Genomic DNA, 15,724 nt, shown 5'->3' with positions numbered 1-15,724 from the left:
GGCCGGCCGGCACTGTCCCGTCCGGTGGTGGGCGGTTCGGTGACGGGTCACCGGTGGGTGGTGGGCCGTTTCCCGGGGCCGGTGGGGCGCCCGTCGGGCCGTCGTCGTATCCGGGGTCGTCGTCGTACCCCGGCCCGGGTGGGGCGTACCCCGGGACGGGGGCGCCTGGGTCCTACCCGGGACAGCCGGCGGCCGGGACGGGCTGGCCGGCGCCGTCGGGGCACGGGGCCGGGCCGCTGCCCCCGCCGCCGCCGGACGCCCCACGTGCTCCCAAGCGGGTCGACGCCGTGCCGGGCACCCCCTTCGGGGTGGTGCACCTGGACGTGCCGGCGGTCACCTCCGGGCCGGCGGTGGGCTCGTTGCTCGCCGGGATCGGGTCGATCCTGGTGTCGTTCCTGGTGATCTGCTTCGGCGTCGGCGGAGCGCAGCTCGGCGGGGCCTGGGCGGCCGGCGCGTTCACCGTGCCGGGGGTGCTTGCCGGTACGGCGGCGATCGTCGCCGGGCTGCTGGCCCGCCGGCAGATCCGCCGGGCCGCGCCACCACCGGCGGTGCGGTTCACCGGTCGGGGCCTGGCGACGGCCGGGATCAGCTGCGGCGGGGTGGGGCTGGTGCTCAGCCTGCTGGGCCTGGGGCTGGCGTTGCTGGTGCAGTTGGCGTGACCCCCGTCGCCCGGGGGTGACGGGCTGCGACGCGCGGCAGCCGGTACACTGGACAGCCTAGGGGCCCGTCACGGGCGAGCAGGCAGGGCGCACGGCGCGACCGACGGAGATCTGAGACCCGGCGGACCAGCCCGTTTTGACCTGCGAGGCTGTGGTAGGTACTCTTTCCCCTTGCGCCCGGGCATGCCCGGGCAACTCGTGCGTGCGCGGGATCCGGATTGATCCGGAGATCGAGCGGCCGTACGACACAGTCCACAGGACCCGGCGGGCGGACGACCACGCGCCGGTGACAGAAGCCGGTGCCACCCGCGCGAGCGACGGCACCGGGACCGCGAACCGGGCGACACACCCGACCGCGGGTACCGGGACCGCCGCGAGGTGGACCCGGTCGGAATGTAGGAGAGTCGGCCATCAGGTCGGCTAACGAGCAGACGGCGCGGTCGCGTGACGCGGCCGAAGGGAGCGGAGAAACCCGGTGCCCACCATTCAGCAGCTGGTCCGAAAGGGCCGCCAGGCCAAGACGACCAAGACCAAGACCCCGGCGCTGAAGGGATCCCCTCAGCGGCGCGGTGTGTGCACCCGCGTGTACACCACCACCCCCAAGAAGCCGAACTCGGCGCTCCGCAAGGTCGCGCGTGTCAAGCTCAGCAGCCAGATCGAGGTGACCGCCTACATCCCGGGCGTGGGTCACAACCTTCAGGAGCACTCGATCGTGCTCGTTCGCGGCGGCCGGGTGAAGGACCTCCCCGGCGTGCGTTACAAGATCGTCCGCGGCTCGCTGGACACCCAGGGTGTCCGCAACCGCAAGCAGGCGCGCAGCCGGTACGGCGCGAAGAAGGAGAAGAGCTGACATGCCGCGTAAGGGACCCGCTCCGCGGAAGCCGCTGGTCGCTGACCCGGTGTACAACTCGCCGCTGGTCACCCAGTTGGTCAACAAGATCCTGATGCGCGGTAAGCGTCAGCTCGCCGAGCGCATCGTGTACGCCGCCCTGGAGGGCTGCCGCGAGAAGAGCGGCACCGACCCGGTCGTCACCCTCAAGCGCGCGATGGACAACGTCAAGCCGACCCTGGAGGTGCGCAGCCGCCGGGTCGGTGGCGCCACCTACCAGGTGCCGGTCGAGGTCCGTCCGGCCCGGGCGACCACCCTCGGTCTGCGCTGGCTGGTCACGTACTCCAAGGCCCGTCGCGAGAAGACCATGGTCGAGCGGCTGATGAACGAGCTGCTCGACGCGAGCAACGGTCTGGGCGCCGCCGTCAAGCGGCGCGAGGACACCCACAAGATGGCGGAGTCCAACAAGGCCTTCGCGCACTACCGCTGGTAACAGCCTGGTTCCGGCGCCGGACCGGCGCCGGAACCGCCACCGGTCGAGTCGAGACGACGATAAGTAGGGATTGAAGTGGCCGCCGCAGACGCGCTCGCCAACGTACGCAACATCGGCATCATGGCGCACATCGATGCCGGTAAGACCACGACCACCGAGCGGATCCTGTTCTACACCGGTATCACCTACAAGATCGGTGAGGTCCACGAGGGCGCTGCCGTCATGGACTGGATGGAGCAGGAGCAGGAGCGTGGTATCACCATCACCTCCGCTGCCACCAAGTGTGAGTGGAAGGGCCACACGATCCAGATCATCGACACGCCCGGTCACGTCGACTTCACGGTCGAGGTCGAGCGGTCGCTGCGGGTGCTGGATGGTGCGGTCGCGGTCTACGACGGCGTGGCCGGCGTGGAGCCGCAGACGGAGAACGTCTGGCGGCAGGCCGACAAGTACCACGTCCCGCGGATGTGCTTCGTCAACAAGCTCGACCGCACGGGCGCGGACTTCTTCCGCTGCGTGCAGATGATGATCGACCGGCTCAACGCCACCCCGCTGGTGCTCCAGATCCCGATCGGCCTCGAGGGCGACCACATCGGTGTCGTCGACCTGATCGGCATGCGCGCCCTCACCTGGCGCGGGGAGACCCAGAAGGGTGAGGATTACGCCATCGAGGAGATCCCGGCCGAGCTGGCCGACTCCGCGGCGGAGTGGCGCGAGAAGCTGATGGAGACCCTGGCCGACGTCGACGACGCGGTGATGGAGAAGTACCTGGAGGGCGAGGAGATCTCCGTCGAGGAGATCAAGGCCGCCATCCGGCGGGCCACCATCGCCAGCAAGGCCAACCCGGTGCTGTGCGGCTCGGCGTTCAAGAACAAGGGCGTGCAGCCCATGCTCGACGCCGTGGTCGACTTCCTGCCGTCGCCGCTGGACGTGCCGGCCATCGAGGGCACCGCGACCGACGGCGAGACGCCGTTGCAGCGTAAGCCGTCGAAGGCGGAGCCGTTCTCCGGCCTGGCCTTCAAGATCCAGACCGACAAGCACCTCGGCAAGCTCACCTACGTCCGGGTCTACTCGGGCGTGGTCGAGACCGGCAACCAGGTGGTGAACTCCACCAAGGACCGCAAGGAGCGGATCGGCAAGATCTACCAGATGCACGCCAACAAGCGGGAAGAGCGCGGCTCGGCCCAGGCTGGCGACATCATCGCGGTGCAGGGTCTCAAGCAGACCACCACCGGTGACACCCTCTGCGACCCGGCGAACCCGGTCATCCTGGAGTCGATGACCTTCCCCGAGCCGGTCATCGAGGTCGCGATCGAGCCGAAGACCAAGGCCGACCAGGAGAAGCTCAGCACCGCCATCCAGCGGCTGGCCGAGGAGGACCCGACCTTCCGCGTCAAGCTGGACGAGGAGACCGGTCAGACGGTCATCGCCGGCATGGGCGAGCTGCACCTGGACATCCTGGTCGACCGGATGCGCCGCGAGTTCAACGTCGAGGCGAACATCGGCAAGCCGCAGGTGGCGTACCGTGAGACGATCCGCCGCAAGGTGGACAAGATCGAGTACACCCACAAGAAGCAGACCGGTGGTTCCGGCCAGTACGCCCGCGTCATCGTGAGCATCGAGCCGCTGCCGCTGGACAACGAGTCGCCGACCTACGAGTTCGCCAACGCCGTCACCGGTGGCCGCATCCCCCGGGAGTTCATCCCGTCGGTGGACGCCGGTGCGCAGGACGCCATGCAGTACGGCATCCTGGCGGGCTTCCCGCTGGTCGGTGTCAAGCTGACCCTGCTGGACGGCCAGTACCACGAGGTCGACTCGTCCGAAATGGCATTCAAGATCGCCGGCTCGATGGTGATGAAGGAGGCGGCCCGCAAGGCCGACCCCGCGCTCCTCGAACCGATGATGGCCGTTGAGGTCACCACTCCCGAGGAGAACATGGGTGACGTCATCGGCGACCTCAACTCCCGCCGTGGCATCATCCAGGCGATGGAGGAGCGCAGCGGCGCCCGCATCGTGAGGGCCCTGGTGCCGTTGTCGGAGATGTTCGGCTACGTCGGCGACCTGCGGTCGAAGACCCAGGGCCGGGCAAGCTACAGCATGCAGTTCGACTCCTACGCCGAGGTGCCGCAGAGCGTGGCGAAGGAGATCATCGCCAAGGCGACGGGTGAGTGACGCTCACCTGCTGCTGATCCGGTGAGCCGGGGCCGGTCGCGGACGGGAGTCCCGCCCGCGACCACCTCGGTCGGGTTGTGTGAATCCGGGCCTGTAGGCTTCATCGCCGCAGAACCCACAAAGCTCTCCGGCCGTTGGCCGGAAAGGCTGTCGACAGAGTCCTAAGCGCCGTCCGGCGCGCCGGGGCGAGAAGAACCAAGAAGTCCACAGGAGGACACCAGTGGCGAAGGCGAAGTTCGAGCGGACTAAGCCGCACGTCAACATCGGCACCATTGGTCACATCGACCACGGTAAGACGACGCTGACGGCGGCCATCACGAAGGTCCTGCACGACCAGTACCCGGACCTCAACCCGTACACGCCGTTCGACGAGATCGACAAGGCGCCGGAGGAGAAGGCCCGCGGTATCACGATCTCGATCGCGCACGTCGAGTACCAGACCGAGGCGCGGCACTACGCGCACGTCGACTGCCCCGGGCACGCCGACTACATCAAGAACATGATCACCGGTGCCGCGCAGATGGACGGCGCGATCCTGGTGGTCGCGGCGACCGACGGCCCGATGCCGCAGACCCGCGAGCACGTGCTGCTGGCCCGTCAGGTCGGTGTGCCGTACATCGTCGTGGCGCTCAACAAGAGCGACATGGTCGACGACGAGGAGCTCCTGGAGCTCGTCGAGCTCGAGGTCCGCGAGCTGCTGTCGGCGCAGGAGTACCCGGGTGACGACCTGCCGGTCGTCCGGGTCTCGGCGCTGAAGGCCCTCGAGGGTGACCCCGAGTGGACCGGCCGCCTGCTGGAGCTGATGAACGCGGTCGACACCGCGATCCCGCAGCCCGAGCGGGAGACCGAGAAGCCGTTCCTCATGCCCATCGAGGACGTCTTCACGATCACCGGTCGTGGCACGGTCGTCACCGGTCGCGCCGAGCGTGGCGTGCTCAAGCCGAACGAGGAGGTGGAGATCGTCGGTATCCGCGAGAAGTCGCAGAAGACGGTCTGCACCGGCATCGAGATGTTCCGCAAGCTGCTCGACGAGGCCCGCGCGGGCGAGAACGTCGGTCTGCTGCTGCGTGGCATCAAGCGCGAGGACGTCGAGCGCGGCATGGTGGTCGTCAAGCCGGGCACCAGCACCCCGCACACGGAGTTCGAGGCGACGGTCTACATCCTCTCCAAGGAGGAGGGCGGCCGGCACACCCCGTTCTTCCAGAACTACCGCCCGCAGTTCTACTTCCGCACCACCGACGTCACCGGTGTCGTCACCCTCCCCGAGGGCACCGAGATGGTCATGCCGGGCGACAACACCACGATGGCCGTCAAGCTCATCCAGCCCATCGCGATGGAGGACAACCTCAAGTTCGCGATCCGCGAGGGTGGTCGTACGGTCGGCGCGGGTCGGGTCACCAAGATCATCAAGTGACCCAGGTAACCCCGATTAGCGTCGCCGCCGGTCGTGCGGCATACTAGTCAGGTTGCGTAACGACGGTTAGTCGCCCGTGTCCGGCGAGAGCTGGACCTCCGGGAAGACCAACAGTCGCGCGTAGGGTGGTTGATCGCCCCTGGCGGTCAACCACCCTCGCACGGCGTCCAGATCGCTGTGATGCGATCGGCGCCTTGACCCACCGCGTGGTCAGAGAATCGCTCCGGAGTCCCGGGGCGGAGCCTGGTCCGAGGGCGCGACACGCCCGACCGCGGGGGTCGGCGAAGTGGGCCTGTGCCAGCCGGTACAGGTGCCCGCAACACAGCGGCATCGAGAGAAGGAACAGAAGCCACCATGGCGGGACAGAAGATCCGCATCCGGCTCAAGGCCTATGACCACGAGGTCGTCGACTCCTCGGCGCGGAAGATCGTCGAGACGGTGACGCGCACCGGGGCGCAGGTCGCGGGCCCGGTGCCGCTGCCCACGGAGATCAACCGTTTCTGCGTCATCCGCTCGCCGCACAAGTACAAGGACTCGCGCGAGCACTTCGAGATGCGTACGCACAAGCGGCTGATCGACATCATCGACCCGACCCCGAAGACGGTCGACTCGCTCATGCGCCTCGACCTGCCGGCTGGCGTCGACATCGAGATCAAGCTGTAGGGACCGGACAAATGGACAGGCAAGTCAAGGGGATCCTGGGCGCAAAGCTCGGCATGACCCAGGTCTGGGACAACAACAAGGTTGTCCCCGTGACCGTGGTTCAGGCCGGCCCCTGCGTCGTCAGCCAGGTTCGTAGCGCCGAGAAGGACGGTTACTCCGCGGTCCAGCTCGCCTACGGCACGATCGACCCGCGCAAGGCCAAGAAGCCGCTCGCCGGGCACTACGCCAAGGCGGACGTGGCGCCGCGCCGGCACATCGTCGAGCTGCGCACCACCGACGCCGCGGACTACTCGCTCGGCCAGGAGGTCACGGTCGAGGAGTTCCCGGTCGGCGTGGTCATCGACGTCACCGGCAAGACCAAGGGCAAGGGCTACGCCGGCCCGATGAAGCGGCACGGCTTCCACGGTCTGCGCGCCAGCCACGGTGTCGAGCGCAAGCACCGCTCGCCGGGCTCCATCGGCGCCTGCGCGACCCCGGGTCGCGTCTTCAAGGGCACCCGGATGGCGGGTCGGATGGGTGGCGTGCGCTACACCGTCCAGAACCTGACCGTCCAGGCGGTCGACACCGAGAACAACCTCCTGCTCGTCCGTGGTGCCATCCCCGGCCCCAAGGGCGCGCTGGTCCTGGTCCGTACCGCGGCCAAGACGAAGGCGAAGAAGGGCGGTGTGGCCAAGTGACCACCGTTGACGTCCTCAACGTCGAAGGCGCCAAGAGCGGCTCCGTCGAGCTGCCGGCCGACATCTTCGACGTCCAGGCCAACATCGCGCTGATGCACCAGGTCGTGGTGGCTCAGCTCGCGGCGGCCCGGCAGGGCACCCACAAGGCCAAGACCCGTGGCGAGGTCTCCGGCGGCGGCAAGAAGCCGTACAAGCAGAAGGGCACCGGTCGCGCCCGGCAGGGCTCGATCCGCGCCCCGCAGTTCGCCGGCGGTGGCGTGGTCCACGGTCCGGTGCCGCGCGACTACAGCCAGCGGACCCCGAAGAAGATGAAGGCCGCCGCCCTGCGTGGCGCCCTCTCCGACCGGGCCCGCGCCGGCCAGGTGCACGTCGTCGAGGCCTTCGTCTCGGGCGAGAAGCCGTCGACCAAGGCGGCCCTGGCCACCCTGGCAAAGCTGACCGGGGCCCGGCGGGTGCTGGTCGTGCTGAGCAGCACCGACGAGCTGAACTGGGTGTCGCTGCGCAACGAGCCGCGGGTGCACCTGATCGAGTCCGGCCAGCTCAACACGTACGACGTGCTGGTGGCCGACGACGTGGTCTTCACCAAGGACGCCCTGGACGAGTTCCTGGGTGTGCCCGCGGAGGCCGGCCCCGCGGCCGAGTCCGCCGAGACCACCGAGGAGGGTGGCAAGTGAGCACGATCGCCGACCCGCGGGACGTCATCGTCGCGCCGGTCGTCTCGGAGAAGAGCTACAGCGAGCTGAACCGGAACTGGTACACCTTCCTGGTGCACCCGGACGCGAACAAGACCGAGATCAAGATCGCTATCCAGCAGATCTTCAACGTCCGCGTCCTGACGGTCAACACGCTCAACCGCCAGGGCAAGCGCAAGCGCACCAAGACCGGCTTCGGTCAGCGCAAGGCGACCAAGCGGGCGATCGTGAAGCTGGCTGACGGTGACCGTATCGAGGCCTTCGGCGGCCCGGTCAGCTGAGGGGTGTAGACAATGGCTATCCGTAAGTACAAGCCGACGACGCCGGGCCGACGCGGCTCCAGCGTCGCCGACTTCGCCGAGATCACCCGGTCCACGCCGGAGAAGTCCCTGCTGGCTCCGCTGCCGAAGAAGGGCGGACGCAACGCCCACGGCCGGATCACCGCCCGGCACCACGGCGGCGGCCACAAGCGGCAGTACCGCCTGATCGACTTCAAGCGGGTCGACAAGGACGGCGTGCCGGCGAAGGTCGCGCACATCGAGTACGACCCGAACCGCACCGCGCGTATCGCGCTGCTGCACTACGCCGACGGCGAGAAGCGCTACATCCTCGCGCCGAAGGACCTGAAGCAGGGCGACCGGGTCGAGTCCGGGCCGGGCGCCGACATCAAGCCGGGTAACAACCTGCCGCTGCGCAACATCCCGGTCGGTACCACCATCCACAACGTGGAGCTGCGTCCGGGCGGCGGCGCCAAGCTGGCCCGTTCGGCCGGCGTCGGCATCCAGCTGCTCGGCCGGGAGGGCGCGTACGCGACCCTGCGTATGCCGTCCGGCGAGATCCGGCGGGTCGACGTGCGCTGCCGCGCCAGCGTCGGCGAGATCGGCAACGCCGACCAGTCGAACATCAACTGGGGCAAGGCCGGTCGGATGCGATGGAAGGGCAAGCGCCCGACCGTCCGTGGTGTCGCGATGAACCCGGTCGACCACCCGCACGGTGGTGGTGAGGGTAAGACCTCCGGTGGTCGCCACCCGGTGAACCCGCAGGGTAAGCCCGAGGGCCGCACCCGTCGTAAGGGCCAGCCGAGCGACCGGCTGATCGTCCGCCGCCGCTACGCCACGCGTAAGCGCGGCTGAGGGAGATAGAGCATGCCTCGCAGCCTGAAGAAGGGCCCGTTCATCGACGACCACCTGCTCAAGAAGGTGGAGACGCAGAACGACAAGGGCTCGAAGAACGTCATCAAGACCTGGTCGCGCCGCTCGACGATCATCCCCGAGATGCTCGGGCACACGATCGCCGTGCACGACGGACGCAAGCACGTCCCGGTGTTCGTGACCGAGGCCATGGTCGGGCACAAGCTCGGCGAGTTCGCGCTGACCCGTACGTTCAAGGGTCACGAGAAGGACGACCGGAAGAGCCGCCGGCGCTGACGCCGCGGGCATACGGATAGAGGAACAAGGGGTTACAGCGATGCCAGGAAAGGGCGACGCTCCGGTGCTTCCGGGCGCGCGGGCGGTTGCGCGACACGTGCGCATCTCGCCGATGAAGGCGCGCCGGGTGGTCAACCTCGTCCGCGGCCTGCCCGCGAAGGAGGCGCTCACGGTGCTGCAGTTCGCGCCGCAGGCGGCGAGCGAGCAGGTGTACAAGGTGCTCGCGAGCGCGATCGCCAACGCGGAGAACAACGAGCGGCTGGACCCCGACGCGCTGCTCGTCAGCGAGGCGTTCGTCGACGAGGGCCCGACCATGAAGCGGTTCCGGCCGCGGGCGCAGGGCCGGGCGTACCGGATCCGCAAGCGCACCTGCCACATCACCGTGGCGGTCGAGGCGGTCGCGCCGGCCGCGCCGAAGAAGTCCGCGGCGAAGAAGGCGGCGCCGGCGCAGCAGGCCGAGCCCGCGGCGACCGAGAGCAAGACGGAGGGTGCCGAGTAATGGGTCAGAAGGTTCACCCCACTGGGTTCCGGCTCGGCATCTCGACCGACTGGAAGTCCCGCTGGTTCGCCGACAAGCTCTACAAGGACTACATCGGCGAGGACGTCAAGATCCGCCGGATGATGTCCAAGGGCCTCGAGCGTGCCGGCATCTCCAAGGTCGACATCGAGCGCACCCGGGACCGGGTCCGGGTCGACATCCACACCGCCCGGCCGGGCATCGTCATCGGCCGTAAGGGTGCGGAGGCCGACCGGATCCGCGGCGAGCTGGAGAAGCTCACCGGCAAGCAGGTGCAGCTGAACATCATCGAGGTCAAGAACCCCGAGTCGGACGCGCAGCTGGTCGCCCAGGGCGTCGCCGAGCAGCTCTCCAGCCGGGTCAGCTTCCGTCGGGCCATGCGCAAGTCGATGCAGTCGGCGATGAAGAACCCCGTCTGCAAGGGCATCCGGGTGCAGGTCTCGGGTCGTCTCGGCGGCGCCGAGATGAGCCGGACGGAGTTCTACCGCGAGGGTCGGGTTCCGCTGCACACGCTGCGGGCCAACATCGAGTACGGCTTCTTCGAGGCCCGTACCACCTTCGGCCGGATCGGCGTGAAGGTCTGGATCTACAAGGGCGACGCCGTGCCGGGCCGGGAGGCTCCTGCCGAGGCCGGTCCGTCCCGCCCGCGTCGTGGTGAGCGTGGCGACCGGCCCGAGCGGCCGCGTCGTGGCCGGTCGGGTTCGTCGGGTACGACCGCCGGCGGTACCGAGGCCGGCCGGGCTGCCGCGACCACCATCGCGCAGCAGGCCGAGACGCCGAGTGGCGAGCCGGTCGACAGTTCCGCTGTCGCCGCGGCCGCCACCCAGCCGGCAGAAACGCAGCAGGAGGGCTGACAGATGCTGATGCCGCGCAAGCCCCCGAAGGGCTTCCGCAAGCCGCACCACCCGGACCGCCACGGCGCGTCCAAGGGCGGTAACCGGGTGGTGTTCGGCGAGTTCGGAATCCAGGCTCTCGAGCCGGCGTACGTGACCAACCGGCAGATCGAGTCGGCACGTATCGCCATGACCCGGCACATCAAGCGTGGCGGCAAGGTGTGGATCACGGTCTTCCCGGACCAGGCCCTCACCAAGAAGCCGGCCGAGACCCGGATGGGTTCCGGCAAGGGCTCGCCCGAGTGGTGGGTCGCGAACGTCAAGCCGGGGCGGGTTCTCTTCGAGATGTCCTTCCCCAACGAGCAGATCGCGCGAGAGGCGATGCGTCGCGCGATCCACAAGCTCCCGATGAAGTGCCGCATTGTTACGCGCGAAGTGGGTGAATCCTGATGGCAGCGGGCGTCAAGCCCTCCGAGCTGCGTGAACTCTCCGAGGAGGAGCTGGTCACGAAGCTGCGCGAGGCCAAGGCGGAGCTGTTCAACCTCCGCGTGCAGGCCGCGACCGGTCAGCTGGACAACAACCGGCGGCTGCAGGTCATCCGTCGGGAGATCGCCCGGATCTACACGATCATGCGTGAGCGCGAGCTGGGTCTCTCGGCCGCGCCGACTGAGGTGACTGCATCATGAGCGAGACCGAGAACACCGCCACCACCGTGCGGGCCCGCCGTAAGGTCCGTGAGGGCCTGGTGGTCAGCGACAAGATGGACAAGACCGTCGTGGTCGAGGTCGAGGACCGGGTCAAGCACGCGCTGTACGGCAAGATCATGCGCCGTACCAGCAAGCTGAAGGTCCACGACGAGCAGAACGCTGCCGGCATCGGTGACCGGGTCCTGATCATGGAGACCCGGCCGCTGTCCGCCACCAAGCGTTGGCGGATCGTGGAGATCCTCGAGAAGGCCAAGTAGCGAAGGCTCGAGCTCGGCCGGTTTCGGTCGGGCGCAGGTTCCGCCAGGCTCCGGCCGTCCGGGAGGGCGGCCGGAGAACCGGCAGACATAGGAGATAGACGTGATTCAGCAGGAGTCGCGACTGCGCGTCGCCGACAACACGGGTGCCCGGGAGATCCTGTGCATCCGGGTTCTCGGTGGCTCCGGTCGGCGCTACGCGAGCATCGGCGACGTCATCGTGGCCACCGTCAAGGACGCGATCCCGGGCGCCGGTGTCAAGAAGGGCGACGTCGTCAAGGCCGTCGTCGTCCGCACCGCCAAGGAGAAGCGGCGGCCGGACGGCTCGTACATCCGTTTCGACGAGAACGCCGCCGTCATCATCAAGGACGGCGGGGACCCGCGCGGCACCCGTATCTTCGGCCCGGTGGGCCGCGAGCTGCGGGACAAGCGGTTCATGAAGATCATTTCCCTCGCGCCGGAGGTGTTGTGACCGTGAAGGTCAAGAAGGGCGACACGGTCATCGTCATCGCCGGCAAGGACAAGGGCGCCAAGGGCAAGGTCATCGCGGCCTACCCGCGGCAGGACAAGGTCCTCGTCGAAGGCGTGAACCGGGTCAAGAAGCACACCCGAGTCAGCACCACCCAGCGCGGCGCCAAGACCGGTGGCATCGTCACCCAGGAAGCCCCGATCCACGTCTCGAACGTGCAGGTCCTGGACTCCGACGGGAACCCGACCCGGGTCGGCTACCGGTTCGACGACAACGGCCAGAAGGTCCGCATCGCGCGTAGCACCGGTAAGGACCTGTGATGACCACGGCTACCGAAACCAAGACCCTGCCGCGCCTCAAGGAGCGGTACCGCAACGAGATCGTGGCCAAGCTGCAGGAGCAGCACAGCTACGGCAACCCCATGCAGGTGCCGCGGCTGGTCAAGATCGTCGTCAACATGGGCGTGGGCGAGGCCGCCCGCGACGCCAAGCTGATCGACGGCGCCGTCCGCGACCTGGCCACGATCACCGGCCAGAAGCCGCAGGTGCGCCGGGCCACCAAGTCCATCGCGCAGTTCAAGCTGCGTGAGGGCATGCCGATCGGCGCGAAGGTGACCCTGCGCGGCGACCGGATGTGGGAGTTCCTGGACCGGCTGCTGTCGATCGCGCTGCCGCGTATCCGTGACTTCCGCGGCCTGGACGGACGCAAGCTCGACGGGCACGGCAACTACACGTTCGGCCTGACCGAGCAGTCGGTGTTCCACGAGATCGACCAGGACAGGATCGATCGCCAGCGGGGCATGGACATCACGGTGGTCACGACCGCCACGACCGACGACGAGGGCCGGGCGCTGCTCAAGCTCCTGGGCTTCCCGTTCAAGGAGAACTGAGATGGCCAAGAAGGCGCTGATCCTCAAGGCCGCCGCGAAGCCGAAGTTCTCGGTTCGCGCGTACACCCGCTGCCAGCGGTGCGGGCGTCCGAAGGCGGTCTACCGCAAGTTCGGCCTCTGCCGGGTGTGCATCCGGGAGATGGCCCACCGCGGTGAGCTGCCCGGCGTGTCCAAGGCTTCCTGGTAATAGCCCGGCGCGCTCCGCGCGTCAGCTGAACTGTCTCTTCGCCGTAGGCCCCGGGCCGTGCCCGGGGAACCCCGGCGAGAAAGGTTGACGAATTTCATGACGATGACCGACCCGATCGCAGACATGCTCACGCGTCTGCGGAACGCCAACCAGGCGTACCACGACCGGGTGACGATGCCCTACTCGAAGATCAAGGCGAACATCGCCGAGGTCCTCAAGGCCGAGGGTTACATCGCCACCTGGTTGGTCGAGGAGCCCGAGGAGGGCGCCGTCGGCAAGCGACTGGTCGTCGAGCTGAAGTACGGCCAGAACCGGGAGCGGAGCCTGGCCGGCATCAAGCGCGTGTCCAAGCCCGGTCTCCGGGTGTACGCCAAGTCGGACGGGCTCCCGCGGGTGCTCGGCGGGCTGGGCGTGGCGATCATTTCGACGTCCCAGGGGCTGCTCACCGACCGGCAGGCCCGCAAGCGGAGCGTTGGCGGGGAAGTCCTCGCCTTCGTCTGGTAACGGGAGACAGGTAGAAATGTCGCGTATTGGACGTAAGTCGATCCCGGTGCCTTCCGGCGTCGACATCACGATCGAGGGCCAGACCGTCAAGGTCAAGGGCCCCAAGGGCGAGCTGACCCACACGCTCGCCGAGCCGATCTCCGCGGAGCGGAGCGAGGACGGCCAGCTGCACGTCAACCGGCCGAACGACGAGCGCAAGGCCAAGGAGCTGCACGGCCTGAGCCGTACCCTGGTCGCCAACATGATCGTCGGGGTGACCGAGGGCTACCGCAAGAGCCTGGAGATCGCCGGCACCGGTTACCGGGTCACCGCCAAGGGCAAGGACCTGGAGTTCGCGCTCGGGTTCTCGCACCCGGTCCTGGTGCAGGCGCCGGACGGCATCACCTTCACGGTGGAGCGGCCGACGCTGTTCCACGTGGCCGGCATCGACAAGCAGCAGGTCGGTGAGGTCGCCGCCAACATCCGGAAGATCCGCCCGCCGGAGCCCTACAAGGGCAAGGGTGTCAAGTACCAGGGCGAGGTCATCCGCCGCAAGGCCGGAAAGGCAGGTAAGAAGTGAGCGCCACGCTGCTCAAGCGCCGCCGCGGCGTCGCCGCCAAGCGCGCCGTCGGCCGTGCGCGTCGACACTTCCGGGTCCGCAAGAACGTCAGCGGCACCGCCGAGCGTCCCCGCCTGGTGGTCACCCGCTCGCTGCGGCACATCGTCGCCCAGATCGTCGACGACACCAAGGGTCACACCCTGGCGTCGGCCTCGACCCTGGACGCGTCGCTGCGCGGTGCGGAGGGCGACAAGAGCGCCCTGGCCGGCAAGGTCGGCAGCCTGCTCGCCGAGCGGGCCAAGGCCGCCGGTGTGTCCAAGGTCGTCTTCGACCGCGGCGGCAACCGGTACGCGGGGCGGGTAGCCGCGCTTGCCGACGCCGCCCGCGAAGCCGGGCTCGAGTTCTAGAAACCCCGTCACGAGAGATAAGGAAGGCTGCTGATGCCAGGTCAACAGCGCCGTGGCGGCGGGTCCGGTGGCAACGAGGGTGGTCGCCGCGACAACCGCCGTGAGGGCGGCCGCGGAAACGCGCCCGTCGAGAAGACCCCGCACCTCGAGCGGGTCGTCGCGATCAACCGCGTCGCCAAGGTCGTGAAGGGTGGTCGTCGCTTCAGCTTCACCGCCCTGGTGATCGTGGGCGACGGCGACGGCACGGTCGGCGTGGGCTACGGAAAGGCCAAGGAGGTGCCCGCGGCGATCGCCAAGGGCGTCGAGGAGGCCAAGAAGCACTTCTTCAAGGTGCCGCGGATCGGCCAGTCGATCCCGCACCCGATCCAGGGTGAGGCCGCGGCCGGTGTGGTGCTGCTCAAGCCGGCGTCCGCCGGTACGGGCGTCATCGCCGGTGGCCCGGTGCGTGCCGTGCTGGAGTGCGCGGGCATCCACGACGTGCTCTCCAAGAGCCTCGGCTCGTCCAACCCGATCAACATCGTGCACGCCACGGTGGCGGCGCTGAAGGGGCTCGAGTCCCCGGAGGCCGTCGCGGCCCGTCGTGGCCTGCCGGTCGAGGACGTCGCGCCGGCCGCCATGCTGGCGTCGCGGGCGGGGGTGGCGTCCTGATGGCACGCCTGAAGGTCACCCAGATCCGGTCCGAGATCGGGAGGAAGCAGAACCAGCGGCACTCGCTGCGTTCGCTCGGCCTGAAGCGGATCAATGACGTGGTGGTCAAGGAGGACCGTCCCGAGATTCGGGGCATGATCTTCACGGTCAGCCACCTCGTGAAGGTCGAGGAGGTCGAGTAATGACGATCAAGGTTCACCATCTGCGTCCGGCCCCGGGCGCCAAGACCGCGAAGACCCGCGTGGGTCGCGGTGAGGGCTCCAAGGGCAAGACCGCCGGTCGCGGCACCAAGGGCTCCAAGGCCCGCAAGAACATCTCGGCGGCGTTCGAGGGTGGGCAGATGCCCATCCACATGCGCCTGCCGAAGATGAAGGGCTTCAAGAACAAGTTCAAGGTCGTCTTCCAGGTGGTCAACCTGGACCGGCTGGCCGAACTGTTCCCCAACGGCGGCCAGGTCGGCCCGCTGGAGCTGGTCGAGGCCGGCGCGGTCCGCAAGGGCCACCCGGTCAAGATCCTCGGCACCGGCGACCTCGGCGGGGTGACCCTCCAGGTGTCGGCGCAGGCGTTCAGCGCGTCGGCCAAGGAGAAGATCACCGCTGCCGGCGGCTCGGTCACCGAGCTGTAGGTCAGGCAGACCATGGCGCCCGCTCAGTTCTTCGTGACTGGGCGGGCGCCCTGGTCTACCCGGAGCGTGTGCGCCGGGTAACATCGGATTCGGTTTATGTAGCCGGGCACACCTGCCCGG

26 protein-coding genes are annotated in these 15,724 nt (G+C 68.5%); all 26 read left to right on the top strand.

The genetic code is table 11. From position 1 onward, the window contains the following. Positions 1-287: 287 nt before the first annotated feature. The 26 genes from B5D80_RS28430 (at position 288) to rplO (ending at position 15,604) form a co-directional block, all read left to right on the top strand. Positions 288-659 carry a DUF4190 domain-containing protein gene (locus B5D80_RS28430; protein WP_088647010.1) on the top strand — a complete coding sequence of 124 codons (372 nt, stop codon included), beginning with the start codon at positions 288-290 and terminating at the stop codon, positions 657-659. Positions 660-1,134: 475 nt separating this feature from the next. Beyond that, entirely contained in the window at positions 1,135-1,509 is a 375-nt protein-coding gene (rpsL, locus tag B5D80_RS28425) for a 30S ribosomal protein S12 (protein WP_007465318.1), read from the top strand. A gap of 1 nt (position 1,510) precedes the next feature. Next, positions 1,511-1,981 (top strand): 30S ribosomal protein S7, encoded by a 471-nt coding sequence (gene rpsG, locus B5D80_RS28420; RefSeq protein ID WP_088647009.1) that lies wholly within the window; start codon positions 1,511-1,513, stop codon positions 1,979-1,981. 75 nt (positions 1,982-2,056) lie between these two features. Continuing rightward, complete coding sequence (gene fusA / locus B5D80_RS28415; RefSeq protein WP_088647008.1) at positions 2,057-4,153, top strand: elongation factor G; 2,097 nt, start codon at positions 2,057-2,059, stop codon at positions 4,151-4,153. 220 nt (positions 4,154-4,373) lie between these two features. Next, entirely contained in the window at positions 4,374-5,567 is a 1,194-nt protein-coding gene (tuf, locus tag B5D80_RS28410; RefSeq protein WP_088647007.1) for an elongation factor Tu, read from the top strand. Between the two features lie 354 nt (positions 5,568-5,921). Next, a complete protein-coding gene (gene rpsJ, locus B5D80_RS28405) occupies positions 5,922-6,230 on the top strand; it encodes a 30S ribosomal protein S10 (protein WP_007073037.1) in 309 nt (102 codons plus the stop codon). An 11-nt stretch (positions 6,231-6,241) separates the two neighbouring features. Then, positions 6,242-6,907 (top strand): 50S ribosomal protein L3, encoded by a 666-nt coding sequence (rplC, locus tag B5D80_RS28400; protein ID WP_088647006.1) that lies wholly within the window; start codon positions 6,242-6,244, stop codon positions 6,905-6,907. Then, on the top strand, positions 6,904-7,581 hold the full coding sequence (gene rplD / locus B5D80_RS28395) for a 50S ribosomal protein L4 (RefSeq protein ID WP_088647005.1): 678 nt from the start codon (positions 6,904-6,906) through the stop codon (positions 7,579-7,581). Before rplC ends, rplD begins: the two co-directional genes overlap by 4 nt. Beyond that, a complete protein-coding gene (rplW, locus tag B5D80_RS28390) occupies positions 7,578-7,880 on the top strand; it encodes a 50S ribosomal protein L23 (protein ID WP_067301418.1) in 303 nt (100 codons plus the stop codon). The genes rplD and rplW overlap by 4 nt, the downstream gene beginning before the upstream one ends. Positions 7,881-7,892: 12 nt before the next feature. Then, positions 7,893-8,732 (top strand): 50S ribosomal protein L2, encoded by an 840-nt coding sequence (gene rplB, locus B5D80_RS28385; RefSeq protein WP_088647004.1) that lies wholly within the window; start codon positions 7,893-7,895, stop codon positions 8,730-8,732. Between the two features lie 12 nt (positions 8,733-8,744). Next, entirely contained in the window at positions 8,745-9,026 is a 282-nt protein-coding gene (gene rpsS, locus B5D80_RS28380; RefSeq protein WP_088647003.1) for a 30S ribosomal protein S19, read from the top strand. Between the two features lie 40 nt (positions 9,027-9,066). Further along, positions 9,067-9,525 (top strand): 50S ribosomal protein L22, encoded by a 459-nt coding sequence (gene rplV, locus B5D80_RS28375; protein WP_088647002.1) that lies wholly within the window; start codon positions 9,067-9,069, stop codon positions 9,523-9,525. Continuing rightward, positions 9,525-10,397, top strand: coding sequence for a 30S ribosomal protein S3 (gene rpsC, locus B5D80_RS28370; RefSeq protein WP_088647001.1), 873 nt, complete (start codon positions 9,525-9,527; stop codon positions 10,395-10,397). Before rplV ends, rpsC begins: the two co-directional genes overlap by 1 nt. Before the next feature lie 3 nt (positions 10,398-10,400). Beyond that, complete coding sequence (rplP, locus tag B5D80_RS28365) at positions 10,401-10,826, top strand: 50S ribosomal protein L16 (RefSeq protein ID WP_088647000.1); 426 nt, start codon at positions 10,401-10,403, stop codon at positions 10,824-10,826. Further along, complete coding sequence (rpmC, locus tag B5D80_RS28360; protein WP_013288628.1) at positions 10,826-11,062, top strand: 50S ribosomal protein L29; 237 nt, start codon at positions 10,826-10,828, stop codon at positions 11,060-11,062. Before rplP ends, rpmC begins: the two co-directional genes overlap by 1 nt. After that, on the top strand, positions 11,059-11,340 hold the full coding sequence (gene rpsQ / locus B5D80_RS28355; RefSeq protein WP_088646999.1) for a 30S ribosomal protein S17: 282 nt from the start codon (positions 11,059-11,061) through the stop codon (positions 11,338-11,340). The genes rpmC and rpsQ overlap by 4 nt, the downstream gene beginning before the upstream one ends. A 100-nt stretch (positions 11,341-11,440) precedes the next feature. Next, positions 11,441-11,809 carry a 50S ribosomal protein L14 gene (rplN, locus tag B5D80_RS28350; protein ID WP_007073026.1) on the top strand — a complete coding sequence of 123 codons (369 nt, stop codon included), beginning with the start codon at positions 11,441-11,443 and terminating at the stop codon, positions 11,807-11,809. Beyond that, on the top strand, positions 11,806-12,126 hold the full coding sequence (gene rplX, locus B5D80_RS28345) for a 50S ribosomal protein L24 (RefSeq protein ID WP_194821781.1): 321 nt from the start codon (positions 11,806-11,808) through the stop codon (positions 12,124-12,126). Before rplN ends, rplX begins: the two co-directional genes overlap by 4 nt. Further along, positions 12,126-12,695 (top strand): 50S ribosomal protein L5, encoded by a 570-nt coding sequence (gene rplE / locus B5D80_RS28340; RefSeq protein WP_067301437.1) that lies wholly within the window; start codon positions 12,126-12,128, stop codon positions 12,693-12,695. Before rplX ends, rplE begins: the two co-directional genes overlap by 1 nt. A 1-nt stretch (position 12,696) precedes the next feature. Next, positions 12,697-12,882, top strand: a complete 186-nt coding sequence (locus tag B5D80_RS28335; RefSeq protein WP_007073023.1) for a type Z 30S ribosomal protein S14 — start codon at positions 12,697-12,699, stop codon at positions 12,880-12,882. 96 nt (positions 12,883-12,978) lie between these two features. Beyond that, positions 12,979-13,386: a 30S ribosomal protein S8 gene (gene rpsH / locus B5D80_RS28330; protein ID WP_067301438.1), complete on the top strand. Its 408-nt coding sequence runs from the start codon at positions 12,979-12,981 to the stop codon at positions 13,384-13,386. 16 nt (positions 13,387-13,402) lie between these two features. Further along, on the top strand, positions 13,403-13,945 hold the full coding sequence (rplF, locus tag B5D80_RS28325) for a 50S ribosomal protein L6 (RefSeq protein WP_088646998.1): 543 nt from the start codon (positions 13,403-13,405) through the stop codon (positions 13,943-13,945). Further along, positions 13,942-14,331, top strand: coding sequence for a 50S ribosomal protein L18 (gene rplR / locus B5D80_RS28320; RefSeq protein WP_088646997.1), 390 nt, complete (start codon positions 13,942-13,944; stop codon positions 14,329-14,331). Before rplF ends, rplR begins: the two co-directional genes overlap by 4 nt. 33 nt (positions 14,332-14,364) lie before the next feature. Next, positions 14,365-14,979, top strand: coding sequence for a 30S ribosomal protein S5 (gene rpsE, locus B5D80_RS28315; RefSeq protein WP_088646996.1), 615 nt, complete (start codon positions 14,365-14,367; stop codon positions 14,977-14,979). Then, on the top strand, positions 14,979-15,161 hold the full coding sequence (gene rpmD / locus B5D80_RS28310; protein WP_088646995.1) for a 50S ribosomal protein L30: 183 nt from the start codon (positions 14,979-14,981) through the stop codon (positions 15,159-15,161). The genes rpsE and rpmD overlap by 1 nt, the downstream gene beginning before the upstream one ends. Then, the gene (rplO, locus tag B5D80_RS28305; protein ID WP_088646994.1) at positions 15,161-15,604 is read left to right on the top strand and encodes a 50S ribosomal protein L15; all 444 of its coding nucleotides are present in this window, start codon (positions 15,161-15,163) and stop codon (positions 15,602-15,604) included. Before rpmD ends, rplO begins: the two co-directional genes overlap by 1 nt. Positions 15,605-15,724: the final 120 nt, after the last annotated feature.

This window comes from Micromonospora wenchangensis (genome assembly GCF_002210435.1).
GTDB lineage: Bacteria > Actinomycetota > Actinomycetes > Mycobacteriales > Micromonosporaceae > Micromonospora > Micromonospora wenchangensis.
This window is presented reverse-complemented; position numbering and strand designations above follow the sequence as displayed.